This is a genomic window from Geobacter anodireducens (assembly GCA_001628815.1).
Lineage (GTDB): Bacteria > Desulfobacterota > Desulfuromonadia > Geobacterales > Geobacteraceae > Geobacter > Geobacter anodireducens.
This window is the reverse complement of sequence record CP014963.1, coordinates 3,034,695-3,046,449: the sequence shown is the minus strand read 5'-3', so window position 1 is coordinate 3,046,449 and position 11,755 is coordinate 3,034,695. Positions and strand designations below refer to the sequence as shown.

Below are 11,755 nucleotides of genomic sequence, written 5' to 3'. Positions count from 1 at the left end.
CCCCCGCGAGGCTGCCCATGAACGTTCGTCGAACCCTGTCGCTTCTCCTCCTGGCCCTTGTCCTGGCCGGCTGCCGCAACCCCTACCTCATTGCCCAGCGCTTCGAGGACAGCTCCCGGGAGCACAACCGCCTCATGCGCTGGCAGGGCCTCGAACAGTCATGCGTCATCTTTGCCGGAGACCAGGTGAAGGATGCCTGCCTGGAGCGGGCCAGGGCGGCCAAGGATGTGTCCGTGGCCGACTACCGGGTGACGAGCACGGAGCTCGACGTGGACAAGGGGACAGCCACGGTCAGGGTCGAGGTTGATTATTTCATCCTTCCCTCAACCCGTCTCAAGACCCTGGTGGACGAGCAGCAGTGGCACTATGTGGAGGACGGGGAGAAGGGAAATCGATGGTTCCTGGCGACTCCGCCCCCCGAATTCAGGTAGGGTGAGCATCGGATGGTTTTATTGTCGGGCGTTCTGTGCTATGTATAGAGAAACATCCAATCAACCACAAGGAGCGACAGCATGGCAGATTGCAAACACACGGAAACCGCGGCTATCCTCGCCTTCTTCGCCGGCGCCGCTCTTGCGGCCGGGGCGGCTCTCCTGCTGACCCCCAAGACCGGTCGCGAGGTGCGTGAAAAACTTGGTGACGTTACCGACGACGCGGTGTGCAAGCTCCGGTCGGCCGTCCGCGAGGCGAAATACAAGGTTGCCCCCAAGTCCACGGACGACACCGGCGAATACGAAGGCGGCGGTTGCTGGATCTGATCCCGCACGATCTCCCGGCCCCAGGGTACGAAAAAGCCCCGCAGCGCGCTGTCCATGAACGGACGCGCTGCGGGGCTTTTTTTGTCGAATGGTGCTCTGCCGGCAGCCAATGCGGCAGGGTGTACAGCTACGACTCGTAGTCCACGGCCACGATGGAGGAGCAGACCGACTTCATGTGCGGCACAACTTCTCCGGCATGGTACGGGTCGATCTGGTAGGCCTGAAGATCCGCCAGGGAGTCGAAACGGGTCACGAGGGCCAGATCATAGGACCGTTCGGACCGAATCACGTCAACCCCCACTTCCAGGTGTCTGAGCAGGGAGATTTTGCCCCGCATGCTCTCCAGCTTTTCGCGGGTGGCTGCCATGGTGGGGGCGGTGGGGTCGGCCAGCTTGAAAAATACGATATGCGTTATCATGGGGTTCCCCTTTCCGGTTGGTGGTGAACGGATGTCCGCGTCAGGGTGATGCGGGCGCGGGCAGGGCGGCCGATGCTTCCGGCATCTCCTCGCCGAAGTCGATGCTCACACGGTTGCGGCCTGCCTGCTTGCTCCGGTACATGAGCGTGTCGGCCCGTTGCACCAGAGATTCGACCGTGTCATCCAGGTGGGACATGGTGGCACCCACGGAGACCGTGACCCGGAGTTGCCGGTCGTCCAGGCGGAAGCTCGACTGTTCGACCAGGTGCCGGAACCGGTCCGCGATGCGCGGCATCTGCCGGCGCGAGATGTTGGCGAGCACGGCAATGAACTCCTCGCCCCCCCAGCGGCCCACCACGTCGAAGGAGCGGGCGCTGTTCACCAGGGTCTTGGCCACCATCTTGAGCACCCGGTCGCCGGTGTCGTGGCCGTGGGTATCGTTGATTTCCTTGAAGTGATCCACGTCCAGGAAGAGGATGCCGAAGTGCCAGCCGTAGCGCCGCATTTCCTCCAGGCGTGAGTTGAGGCTCATTTCCACGTAGCGCCGGTTGGCGATGGTGGTAAGAGGGTCGCAGAGGGCGAGGCGCTGGAGGTTCTCCAACTGTTGGCGCAGGGCATGGCGCGGTGAGTGGTCGCCGGTCACCTCCACGGCCACCACCATCTGGCCGTCGGTATCCTGAATGGGGGCCACCCTGAGGCAGACCGGTACCAGGTGGCCGTCCTTGTGGTGGAGAAAGCTTTCCTCGTCCCGTTTTCGGCCGTCGGTGATGGTCTTTTCGATGGGGCACGCATCCGAGCAGATGCCGTTGCCGTTGGAATCGAGGTGGAGAAAGATGTCATGGCAGTTCCGGCCGATGACTTCCTTCTCCCCATAGCCCGTCAGCATCTGCGCACCCTTGTTCCAGTAGGTGATCCGCCGCTGCTCGTCCACAAAATAGATGCCGTCGTAGAGATTGTCGAGGACCTTCTTGTAGAAGCTGTCATTGTTGGGCATGGGTACTCCGCATCCCGCTCGCCGGTGACATACCGCATGATGGCGGAATCTAAAAAACGCCTAACACTATCACAATCGTATGCGTATTGCCAGTGCGGATGACGTGCCGCGAGCCGGAGGGGGGCACGTCATCTCCCGCCCGTGGCGTCCGGGCGGGAGATGACGGATGGTCGAGGGGGGTGTCAGGTGCCGGCGTTGCCGGCTTCGGTGACGGATGAGTGGTTCGGGCTTACCGTCTCTTCGTCGATGATGGAGGCGAAGCGGATGATGCCCGGAATAAGCTTGGTGGCAACCACAAAGGAGGCGAACCCCAGGAGTGCTCCCGCGAGCATGCCCGGTTCCTCGGGTTCCGGCGGCATGGGGGCCGCCGCATGGGCCAGGACGGAGAGAACGACAAGCAGCGCCAGAAGCATGACGGCAAAGGTTAAACCAACTACTTTCATTGCTTCCTCCTTTCAGGAGAGGCGTCCGACCGCTGTCGTCCCGCTGGTGATGCCAGCGAATGAACCGGGGCCGGCGAACCTCTCGCAGAAAAAACACGCGTCACCCTCGCGCCGACCATTCCCTGGCTCTCCGCGTTGCCGCGGTGGCGTAAGCCCGACCCCCGAGGTCAGCGGCAGGGAAAGGACCTGGTGGCGGTTACATCTCCTGCAGATTGCTGAATTCGCCCCAGCAGAGCTGCCACCGGGGCGCGGCGACAAAGTCGTGGATACTCTCTACCGTATCGTAGTACCGGCGTTCTTCCGCGGCTATCTCCCGCAGGAGCGCCCGGGCCTCCTCGTCGCGCTCCCGCTCGGCCAGCTCTTCACAGAAGCGGACAACGGCCGCTTCCACCTGCATGGCGTGCTCATAGGCTGCCAGGTCTGTCTTGAGCAGGTCAAGGAGAGCGCCATCGGGAGCGAATATCCTGGCAAAAGCTTCCCGGGCCCGCTCCAGGGCACGGGAGTCCGCGTTGCAGTGGACCGACGCCCCCCGTTTCATGGCCAGGAAGGTGTCGTAGAGCTCCTGTTGCGCTTCCGCAAGCATGGTAAAGACGGTTCGTACGCCGTTGATGCTCGCTTCGTTGGCCAAGCGCCAAAAGTAGTCTTTTCCCATCTCCTCCATCTCCAGGGCAAAATCAATGACTTTCATTCCTTCCTCCTCTTTTGCCGTCGGCGGGATTGGTGAGACAACTTTCATGGTAGCACCGTAGATTCCGTTTACAATATGTATATTTTTTTCATACCTTATTTTTGTGGAGTACCCTGTGAAGCCGCAGTCCTGCCGTGCAATCAGGCAGGCTCGGCTGTCGCGCGGGGGGCAATGTTCCGTGATTGAGGGATGTTGCGGTGCGGATGAGTGTGCGGCATGAAACCTGCTGAAAAGCGCCGACAGACCGGAAGTCGGCGCGACGCGCCGGCTCCGGCGGGACGATTGCCGCCACGAATGGTTCTGCTCTGTTGACGAGGCTCGGCCGGGCATGTCCGAACCGTGAACGCCCCGCACTTTACAGGCGGGATTTCGGCTGTATGTTTGATCAGTATGGATGCTGCCCGTCCGGTTACCGAGCTCATTGAGCAGTTCAGCATCATCCAGGGGGAGCATCGCAGATTTCTCGACGCCATTTCGGAGCGGCTCGTCAACGGCGACAGCCTCTACACATTCCTGAGGAGGATAGCCATGAAAGTAAGTGCACGGAACGTATTGCTCGGCACGGTCAGTGGGATCACCAGAGGGGCAGTCAATGCCGAAGTCTCCCTCGCGCTCAAGGGAGGCCCCCCCATTGCCGCGGTGGTGACCAACGCCAGCATCGACAGCCTGGGGCTTGCCGTGGGCAAGGAGGCCTACGCAATCGTCAAGGCCAGTTCGATCATCATCGGCACGGACCTGCACGGCGCCACGGTAAGCGCCCGCAATATCATGTGCGGCACCATCGTCAAGGTGATCGAGGGGCCGGTCAGCACCGAAGTGGACGTGGAGATCGGCGCCGGCAACACCCTAAGCGCCGTCATCACCCACGAAAGCGCCGTGCGGCTCGGCCTCAGGGAAGGGGGGCACGCCTGCGCCCTCTTCAAGGCATCGAGCGTGATCCTCGGCGTCAACTGACGGAGACTTCGCTATGAAGGGGGCACGGGCACCGGTCTGCTCAAAGAGCGTGCAATTCCCCTTTTGGAGAGCCTGTCGCTCTGTCATGAAGAGAACCCGGCCCCTGGCCTTCTGCTGCAGCACTCTGTTCCTGGCTGTCGCCGCCCAGCCGCCCTGTTCATTTCCTCGAACATGGGTGGACTAGTCTCCAGAATCGCAAGCCCATTGGCGAGGCGAGCCGTTGCGCTTCTGCGCATGACACCATGGAATCGGGAGCGAGGTCGCGCGGCCATCAAGGCATCGGCGTTCCGCCGGCTGGGATAGGGGATCACCCGTTGCTGCCGCAGGTGCAGGAGCATGCCATGCCGGCGGCCTTGCCGAAGGCTTCCCGTCCCTCCCGGCAAGAGAGCCAGGCGATGGCCAGGGAGCCGAGGGAGTCGAGCCAGCCGATGCCGGTCAGCTCATAACCGGCGCTGGCAGCCAGAAGGACCGCCGACAGCAGCAGACAGGCCCGGCTGCAGGCGGCGTCTGCCAGGATGGCCGGAGAGTTGAGTGCCCTGCCCACGTTCGTCTTGTGGTGGAGCAGCAGCCACATGAACGAAATGGATACCAGCGACACCACGATCCCCCAGACAGTGGTCTCGGGGCGGTGGCCGCCATAGAGGCTGAGTCCCGCCGTTGCCACGAGGCCCGCGGCCAGGAGATAAAAGGCACCACCCGTGATTCGCAGCGCCCGCCGTTCGAAGGCGTCCCGGTCTTCCGTCCCTCCCTGCCGCGCCCGTTGCACCATGTGCCAGATTCCCACCCCCGAGATCACCTCCACAAAGGAGTCGAGCCCGAACCCGAAGAGGGAGAGGGTCTCGTCCGCCGCGCCGAACCCGACCGACACGATTCCCTCCACGATGTTGTAGCTGATGGTGATGAGGGCCAGGAGCGCCGCTTTGTCGTAAAGCTTCCGGAGCCGGAGGGATGTCTCGCGGGTCATGGGTTATCCTCTCGCGCCCGATAGGCGTTCCCTGCGTGGGAAAAAGGGGCAGCCGGACAGCAGGCACTCGGTGTTGCGGTCCGAAAAGGAGCAGGCCGGCCGGGAGCCTTCGGGCAATCCGGCATCAAGGTGCCGGTTGAGGAAGTCCCGTCCCGTCATGAGGGCGAGGAACGTATCGCGTTTGCAGCAGCGGGGACCGCCTGCTTCACCGATTGCCGTAAGGCAGGCAGCCGTCATCAGGTTGGCAAGCCGCCATCCTTCCTTGGCAAGCGGCGTCGCTCCCGTGAGGACGCTGCAGGCGATCCCGGCTCCCATGGCTGCGCCGCAGGTGCCGTGGAAGCCGCAAAACCCGCCTTTGACATCCTCGGCCCGCTTTCGGGCAATCGCCAGTCTTTCCGCCTTTCGTTCGTCCCCGTGCACCGCACAGTAGGCAGTTATCAGAACGGCCGGAACCAGGAAATGGTGCTCAGGTCCGTGCATTTTCAAGGAGGGGTGTTTCATCAGTGCCCCGGCGAGACCGATGACGTCGGTATCGCCGGAGACCAGGCATGATCGCTCGATGAAATCCAGTGCCGGCAGGCCATGGCACCGGTCACAGACGAAGTGTCCCCGGCTGCAGTGCGCATGGGAAGAGACAGCGGTGCCGCAGAGGGCGCAGGAGAGGTGTTGAGGTTGTTCTGCGTAGACGAGGTCGGCGCCGCAGAGCAGGCATCCCGTGGCGTGAACGGCAGATGTGTTCATGCAAACACCTTCCGTTGGAACCAGAACGCCACGTTCACCAGCCCGATCATGACCGGTACCTCCACCAATGGCCCGATGACCGCGGCAAAAGCCGCCCCCGAGTTGAGGCCGAAGACCGCAACCGCAACGGCGATGGCCAGCTCGAAGTTGTTGCTGGCCGCCGTGAAGGCGAGTGTCGTGGTCTTCGAGTAGTCGGCACCGAGCCTTTTCCCCATCCAGAATGAGACGAGGAACATGACAATGAAGTAGATGAGGAGCGGCATGGCGATCCGTACCACGTCCAGGGGCAGTTGGACGATGAGGTTACCCTTGAGGCTGAACATGACCACGATGGTGAAGAGGAGCGCGATGAGAGTGATGGGGCCGATGCGCGGCACTACCTCCTGGTGGTAGCGCTCTTTGCCCATAACCTTCACGCCGATGAGGCGGGTCAGCGCCCCGGCGAAGCACGGAATCCCCAGGTAGATGAAGACGCTCTCCGCGATCTGGCCGATGCTCACTTCCACAAGGCTCCCCGACAGGCCGAAGAGGGGGGGGAGCACTGTGATGAAGACCCAGGCGTAGACGCTGTAGAAGAGGACCTGGAAAATGCTGTTGAAGGCCACGAGCCCGGCGGCATACTCGGTGTTTCCTTTGGCCAGTTCGTTCCAGACGATGACCATGGCGATACAGCGGGCCAGGCCGATCATGATCAGCCCCACCATGTATTCGGGCCTGTCGGGCAGAAATACGATGGCCAGGGCAAACATGAGAACGGGGCCGATGAGCCAGTTCTGGACCAACGACAGGCCGAGGATCTTTTTGTTCCTGAAGACCTCGGGCATCTCCTCGTATTTCACCTTGGCGAAGGGGGGGTACATCATGAGGATGAGGCCGGCGGCGATGGGGAGGTTGGTGGTCCCCACCTGGAACCGGTTGATGAACTGCTCCACGCCGGGGACAAGCCAGCCGACCCCCACGCCCAGGGCCATGGCGGCAAAGATCCACACGGTGAGCCACCGGTCGAGGAAGGAGAGCCTGCGGGAGACATGCTCACTCATGGTCGCCTCCGTTCAAGAGGGTGATCACTCTGCGCCGCATCTCGTCCCGCACCCGGCGATACACGTCCATGATCTCCTCGTCCGTGCCCGTCGCCCGGGAGGGGTCGTCGAACCCCAGGTGCTCCCGCCGGACTCCGCCGACGAAGATGGGACAGGTATCGGCAGCCTCGCCGCACAGGGTGATGACCCGGTCGAAGGTCTGGCCGTCGAGCTCGGTGAGATTTTTTGAGCGCTGGCCGGAGATGTCGATCCCCAATTCGGCCATGGTCCTGGTCGCCCGGGGATTGACCGAGGTTGCGATTGTTCCGGCGGAGCAGGCCTCCCACCGGTCGCTGAGGAAGTAGTTCGCCAGCCCCTCGGCCATCTGGGATCGGTTGGCGTTATGGGTGCAGAGAAAGAGGACCCGCTGTTTCATTGAATCTCCTGGATAGTGGATATCCGGATAGGCGGATGGTTTGTCGCAAAAAAAATCAGGCGCAGCGATTTCCCTGACCAAATCCGACGAGACGATCATGGTCGGCCCGAGCCACCGGGTCCGAGGGAAGATGGCGCGTCAGGATGGCCTGCAGTTCCCGGCGCTGGGGCGAGTCGGGCGCTACAAGGGAATAGTACACCCACACCCCTTCCCGGCGGTCGTCGACCCAGCCGGCGTTTTTGAGCTGGGCCAGGTGTCTCGATACGGTGGATTGGGGGAGTTCCAGCGCCGCCATGAGATCGCAGACGCAGAGCTTCTCTTCGGCCAGAAGGAGCGCCAGGATCCGGAGACGGGTTTCATCGGCAAGGGACTTGAATAAACGGGCCGCCTGTTTCATGAGGTGAGTGTATCCGGATAAGCGGATGTAGTCAAGGTGTTAGTTGTGACTTACTGCCCCTCTTCGATGGGATTCTCCAGGCTCAGAACCCCTGCGCTCTCGTCGTAGGCAAAGATCTCCGCGTTGCGTCCCCACTCGATGACGACCCGCAGTACCCGCTGGGCCTCGTCTTCGCTCAGGAAATCCTCCAGTTCCCGGAGGAAACGTTCCTCCGGCGCCCGGTTGCCGGGGCGCTCGTCCAGCACCCGGCGAATGTGGGCCGCCAGGGGCACCCGGCGCACCAGGTGCTCGGCAAAGATCTCCTTCTGCCGGAGGATGTCGGCCTCCGCAAAGCTCCTGCCCGACGGGGTGAGCTCCACGTCGCCGGCTTCCACCCGGGCGAAGCCAGGATCTCCAGGGCCTCCAGGAGCGGGAAGAGGTGATCGACGCCGAGCCCCTGATCATCGGCGATTTCAGGGAGGTCGGCCCGTCCCCGGTAGGGTTCCCGGGCCAGGGCGTCGATGAGGCCCGTCAGGCGGGAGACGGACGCATCGGGGAGGCGGTGACCGATGGTGACCCCCTCGGGGCGCACGGCACCGCGCGGCTGTTCGGTCATGAGGGCGTAGACGTCGTCCACGAGCTTGCGGAACTGGGGCGCTTCCCGGTCCCGGGGGTGGGGGAGGGGAATCGGGACATCTGCCACGAGCCGGCCGGGATTGGTCCCCAGGATGACGATCCGGTCGGCCAGAAGGACCGATTCCTCGATGTTGTGGGAGACGAGGATGATGCCGCGGGTGGGAATTCTCCGCTCGATCCAGAGTTCGATCAGGTCGGTCCGGAGGGTTTCTGCGGTGAGGACGTCCAGGGCCGAGAACGGCTCATCCATGAGGAGGAGGTCCGGCTCCACCACCAGGGCCCGGGCAAAGCCGACCCGCTGCCGCATGCCGCCGGAGAGTTCTTTGGGAAAGGCCGACTCGAAACCGTCCAGGCCAATGAGGTCGATGGCCTCCAGGGCCCGGCGGCGGCGCTCCGCTGCCGGCACCCGGCGGGCCCGCAGGCCCAGCTCCACGTTGTCCAGGACCGTGAGCCACGGCATGAGGGCGAAGGTCTGGAAGACCATGGCCACCCCTTCCACGGGGCCGGTGACCGGGCTGCCGCCGTAGCTGACGGTGCCGCCGCCGGGGGGGATGAGTCCGGCAATGATCCGGAGAAGAGTCGACTTGCCCGACCCCGACCGCCCCAGCAGCGCAACGATCTCCCCTTCGCGGACGGTGAGGGTCACTCCGTCGAGGACCAGGTGCTCGTCCCCTTCGGTCTTGCGATACGATTGCCGGATGCCGTCGAGCCGCAGCAACTCGGTTGAAACGGGTCGGGTCATGGCGGGTTCCTAGTCGAGGCGGTACCTGGTCTGGGCCAGGAGGTAGAGCCTGCGCCAGAAGAACCGGTTCAGGCAGACGACATACATGCTCATCACGGCGATACCCAGGACGATGTGGGGATAGTCGCCCTGTTCCGTCCAGCGGGCAATGGCCGAGCCGAGGCCGGTGGCGGTAAGGGTGGTGGGACCCCAGCTTACCACCTCGGCGACGATGCTTGCGTTCCAGGTTCCCCCCGATGCAGTGACGAGTCCCGTGACCAGGGAGGGGAAGATGCCGGGAAGGAGGAGTCGCCGCCACAGCTCCCACCCCGACAACCCCAGGTTGGCGGCTGCTTCCCGCAGATCGTTGGGGATGGCCGAAGCTCCCGCAATAACGTTGAAGAGGATGTACCACTGGGTGCCGAGGATCATGAGGGGAGCGGTCCATATCTCCGGGTTGAGGCGGAAGCGCACGATCAGGACCACTGCCGCGGGAAAGAGGAGGTTCGCGGGAAAGGCGGCCAGAAACTGGGCCACCGGCTGGACGCGCGTTGTCCACCGGGGATTGAGGCCGATTGTTACCCCGATGGGGACCCAGAGCAGCGAGGCCAGGATCAGAAGGACAGCAACCCGTGCCATGGTTGCCAGGCCGAGGCCGAAGACGGAGAGGACCTCGCCGAAGGGGATCACACTCACGAAGCGCGCCAGCTTCCAGAGTGCCCAGAGGGCCACCGCTGCGAACGCCGCGTTCCAGGCCAGGTCCATGATGCGCGCCGCGGGTCGCCCGCGATGCCGATGCTCGCCGGTGCGAGGTCTCCGTTTCCGGGGAAGGCGTTCGGTGAGCCGTTCAGGGAGAGCGCCGGCCAAGCTCAGTGCCCGGCCCAGAAACCGTGTCCGGGCAAAGAGGGTGAGGACCCACGACTCCGGCGCGATGCGCGCCTGGGAGAGTTCCACCCGGAATTTTTCGGCCCATGCCACGAGGGGGCGGAAAAAGAGCTGGTCATACAGGAGGATTACCGCAAGCATGGTTGCCAGTGCCCAGGCGATGGCCCCCATGTCCTGCCGGTGAATGGCAAGGGCCACGTAGGAGCCGATTCCGGGGAGGGTGACGGCGGTCTTGCCCACGGTGATCGCCTCGGAGGCCACCACGAAGAACCATCCCCCCGAAACGGACATCATGATGTTCCAGACCAGCGGCGGTACCGCGAACGGGGCCTCCACCCGCCAGAACCGCTGCCAGCCGGAGAGGCCGAAGAGGGTGGCAGCTTCGCCCAGATCCCGGGGGATGGTCTTCAGGGACTGGTAGAAGCTGAAAGCCATGTTCCACGCCTGGGATGTGAAGATGGCAAAGATTGAGGCTGCCTCCACCCCCATGAGGCTGCCGGGGAACAGGGCGATAAAGCCGGTAACGGTCACCGAGAGGAAACCGAGGATCGGCACCGACTGGAGGATGTCGAGGGTTGGGACGAGGATCGGGCTGAACCGCCGGCTCTTGGCCGCCAGGGTGCCGTAGGTGAGGGTGAAGGCAAGGGAGAGGCAGAGTGCTGCTCCCATGCGGATTACGGTGCGCAGGGCATAATAGGGGAGATGCCGCGGATCGAGAGAGAGCGAGGGCACGATTTTCCCCGGGACAAAGGTTGCGGCCATTTCCCGGCTCCCCCATGCCAGGAGCGCCACCACCCCCAGGACGAGCAGGAATGCCGCCACGTCCCAGAGATTCGGCAGTGAACGCGTTTCGCGGAGGCTATGGCCGGCGCGGGACGACAAGGGGTTCTCCTGCGTCGTGCGCCGACTGCGTCATGTCCGGCATGTCGGGAACGGGCGGATGCGGCATCCGTTCGTTCCGACCGTCGTCCGGTCCATTGTTTCCTGATCGATCCATGATGGTGCTGTTGCACACCGATGGAGCCAAGAGCGGCCTGAATGCAGCGTAGAGCACCAGCGCCGCGAACCAGCAGACCGCTGCGGACCAGATGGTGTGGGAGAGGAAATGGGCGCCGCGGGCCATCTGGCCGTAGCCGTAGATGGTGCCGAGGGCAGCGCCTGCCGCGAGCCCTGCCCGGGCGGTCGCCATCCGGCGGTCCCGCAGGGCAAAGTAGATTCCCATGAGGGCATAGCCGCCTGCCGCGTGCCCCGCGGGGAAGCAGCGCCCTTTGTCGGGTCCGGGAGAAGGACCTTCAAAGAGCCGGGTGTAGGGAACGGTTCCGCCGTAACGCTCCATATCCCAGGGGCAGTGGCGGCCGGTCAGGTTTTTGCCGACGGCAACCAGCCCGGTGCCGAGACAGATGACCAGCAACAGGTAGAGCGCCTGCCACCGCCAGCGCTTGAGGCGTTCGATCTGGAACGCGAGGACCCCTGCGATCAGTGAGAAACTCGCCACGACCACCACCAGGTCTCTGCCCCGCTTGTGGATGAGCCACTGGGCCCACCATGACTCCCGGGCTGGCCAGGTGCCAGAAGCGAAATCGTAAAATCGGTCGGCCAGGGCCAGGTCCACGTGGGTTATTTCGCAGGCCGCGATGGCGAAGCCGAACAAAAGGAGCGGCACGGCAAAGTGCCGGAGCCAGAACCCTGCATCCAGGGGCGCTGAGGATCGCGTCTCCATGG

At 63.7% G+C, this 11,755-nt stretch carries 14 protein-coding genes and 1 pseudogene; 3 read left to right on the top strand and 12 right to left on the bottom strand.

Translation table 11 applies throughout. From position 1 onward, the window contains the following. Nucleotides 1–17 precede the first annotated feature (17 nt). The gene (locus A2G06_13975; protein ANA41180.1) at nucleotides 18–431 is read left to right on the top strand and encodes a hypothetical protein; all 414 of its coding nucleotides are present in this window, start codon (nucleotides 18–20) and stop codon (nucleotides 429–431) included. Between the two features lie 81 nt (nucleotides 432–512). Further along, nucleotides 513–758 carry a hypothetical protein gene (locus A2G06_13970; protein ANA41179.1) on the top strand — a complete coding sequence of 82 codons (246 nt, stop codon included), beginning with the start codon at nucleotides 513–515 and terminating at the stop codon, nucleotides 756–758. A gap of 127 nt (nucleotides 759–885) precedes the next feature. Here A2G06_13970 and A2G06_13965 read toward each other — a convergent pair whose 3' ends face one another. The 4 genes from A2G06_13965 to A2G06_13950 form a co-directional block, all read right to left on the bottom strand. Continuing rightward, nucleotides 886–1,176, bottom strand: a complete 291-nt coding sequence (locus A2G06_13965; GenBank protein ID ANA41178.1) for a stress responsive protein — start codon at nucleotides 1,174–1,176, stop codon at nucleotides 886–888. A 40-nt stretch (nucleotides 1,177–1,216) separates the two neighbouring features. Continuing rightward, nucleotides 1,217–2,170: a diguanylate cyclase gene (locus tag A2G06_13960; GenBank protein ANA41177.1), complete on the bottom strand. Its 954-nt coding sequence runs from the start codon at nucleotides 2,168–2,170 to the stop codon at nucleotides 1,217–1,219. A 182-nt stretch (nucleotides 2,171–2,352) separates the two neighbouring features. Continuing rightward, the gene (locus A2G06_13955) at nucleotides 2,353–2,613 is read right to left on the bottom strand and encodes a hypothetical protein (GenBank protein ID ANA41176.1); all 261 of its coding nucleotides are present in this window, start codon (nucleotides 2,611–2,613) and stop codon (nucleotides 2,353–2,355) included. A gap of 196 nt (nucleotides 2,614–2,809) precedes the next feature. Beyond that, the gene (locus A2G06_13950; protein ID ANA41175.1) at nucleotides 2,810–3,301 is read right to left on the bottom strand and encodes a ferritin; all 492 of its coding nucleotides are present in this window, start codon (nucleotides 3,299–3,301) and stop codon (nucleotides 2,810–2,812) included. A gap of 528 nt (nucleotides 3,302–3,829) precedes the next feature. On the opposite strand from A2G06_13950, the gene A2G06_13945 reads away from it, so the two are divergent. Next, on the top strand, nucleotides 3,830–4,255 hold the full coding sequence (locus A2G06_13945) for a transporter (protein ID ANA41695.1): 426 nt from the start codon (nucleotides 3,830–3,832) through the stop codon (nucleotides 4,253–4,255). A gap of 307 nt (nucleotides 4,256–4,562) precedes the next feature. Here the strand turns inward: A2G06_13945 and A2G06_13940 are convergent, their stop codons facing one another. The 8 genes and pseudogenes from A2G06_13940 to A2G06_13905 form a co-directional block, all read right to left on the bottom strand. Beyond that, nucleotides 4,563–5,219 carry a hypothetical protein gene (locus tag A2G06_13940; GenBank protein ID ANA41174.1) on the bottom strand — a complete coding sequence of 219 codons (657 nt, stop codon included), beginning with the start codon at nucleotides 5,217–5,219 and terminating at the stop codon, nucleotides 4,563–4,565. 3 nt (nucleotides 5,220–5,222) lie between these two features. After that, on the bottom strand, nucleotides 5,223–5,960 hold the full coding sequence (locus tag A2G06_13935; GenBank protein ID ANA41173.1) for a hypothetical protein: 738 nt from the start codon (nucleotides 5,958–5,960) through the stop codon (nucleotides 5,223–5,225). Next, nucleotides 5,957–7,000, bottom strand: a complete 1,044-nt coding sequence (locus tag A2G06_13930; protein ANA41172.1) for an arsenical-resistance protein — start codon at nucleotides 6,998–7,000, stop codon at nucleotides 5,957–5,959. Before A2G06_13930 ends, A2G06_13935 begins: the two co-directional genes overlap by 4 nt. Then, nucleotides 6,993–7,415: an arsenate reductase gene (locus A2G06_13925; GenBank protein ANA41171.1), complete on the bottom strand. Its 423-nt coding sequence runs from the start codon at nucleotides 7,413–7,415 to the stop codon at nucleotides 6,993–6,995. The genes A2G06_13930 and A2G06_13925 overlap by 8 nt, the downstream gene beginning before the upstream one ends. A gap of 55 nt (nucleotides 7,416–7,470) precedes the next feature. Then, entirely contained in the window at nucleotides 7,471–7,812 is a 342-nt protein-coding gene (locus tag A2G06_13920; protein ID ANA41170.1) for an ArsR family transcriptional regulator, read from the bottom strand. A gap of 50 nt (nucleotides 7,813–7,862) precedes the next feature. After that, nucleotides 7,863–9,169 (bottom strand): annotated as a pseudogene (locus A2G06_13915) (nitrate ABC transporter ATP-binding protein). Between the two features lie 9 nt (nucleotides 9,170–9,178). Beyond that, on the bottom strand, nucleotides 9,179–10,915 hold the full coding sequence (locus tag A2G06_13910) for a sulfonate ABC transporter permease (protein ID ANA41169.1): 1,737 nt from the start codon (nucleotides 10,913–10,915) through the stop codon (nucleotides 9,179–9,181). After that, nucleotides 10,893–11,753 carry a phosphoesterase gene (locus A2G06_13905; GenBank protein ID ANA41168.1) on the bottom strand — a complete coding sequence of 287 codons (861 nt, stop codon included), beginning with the start codon at nucleotides 11,751–11,753 and terminating at the stop codon, nucleotides 10,893–10,895. The genes A2G06_13910 and A2G06_13905 overlap by 23 nt, the downstream gene beginning before the upstream one ends. Nucleotides 11,754–11,755: the final 2 nt, after the last annotated feature.

What these genes read in the sequence shown, in the direction of transcription:
- A2G06_13975 (ANA41180.1), top strand. Translation starts at nt 18, where the DNA reads ATGAACGTTCGTCGAACCCTGTCGCTTCTCCTCCTGGCCCTTGTCCTG.
- A2G06_13970 (ANA41179.1), top strand. Translation starts at nt 513, where the DNA reads ATGGCAGATTGCAAACACACGGAAACCGCGGCTATCCTCGCCTTCTTC.
- A2G06_13965 (ANA41178.1), bottom strand. Translation starts at nt 1,176, where the DNA reads ATGATAACGCATATCGTATTTTTCAAGCTGGCCGACCCCACCGCCCCC.
- A2G06_13960 (ANA41177.1), bottom strand. Translation starts at nt 2,170, where the DNA reads ATGCCCAACAATGACAGCTTCTACAAGAAGGTCCTCGACAATCTCTAC.
- A2G06_13955 (ANA41176.1), bottom strand. Translation starts at nt 2,613, where the DNA reads ATGAAAGTAGTTGGTTTAACCTTTGCCGTCATGCTTCTGGCGCTGCTT.
- A2G06_13950 (ANA41175.1), bottom strand. Translation starts at nt 3,301, where the DNA reads ATGAAAGTCATTGATTTTGCCCTGGAGATGGAGGAGATGGGAAAAGAC.
- A2G06_13945 (ANA41695.1), top strand. Translation starts at nt 3,830, where the DNA reads ATGAAAGTAAGTGCACGGAACGTATTGCTCGGCACGGTCAGTGGGATC.
- A2G06_13940 (ANA41174.1), bottom strand. Translation starts at nt 5,219, where the DNA reads ATGACCCGCGAGACATCCCTCCGGCTCCGGAAGCTTTACGACAAAGCG.
- A2G06_13935 (ANA41173.1), bottom strand. Translation starts at nt 5,960, where the DNA reads ATGAACACATCTGCCGTTCACGCCACGGGATGCCTGCTCTGCGGCGCC.
- A2G06_13930 (ANA41172.1), bottom strand. Translation starts at nt 7,000, where the DNA reads ATGAGTGAGCATGTCTCCCGCAGGCTCTCCTTCCTCGACCGGTGGCTC.
- A2G06_13925 (ANA41171.1), bottom strand. Translation starts at nt 7,415, where the DNA reads ATGAAACAGCGGGTCCTCTTTCTCTGCACCCATAACGCCAACCGATCC.
- A2G06_13920 (ANA41170.1), bottom strand. Translation starts at nt 7,812, where the DNA reads ATGAAACAGGCGGCCCGTTTATTCAAGTCCCTTGCCGATGAAACCCGT.
- A2G06_13905 (ANA41168.1), bottom strand. Translation starts at nt 11,753, where the DNA reads ATGGAGACGCGATCCTCAGCGCCCCTGGATGCAGGGTTCTGGCTCCGG.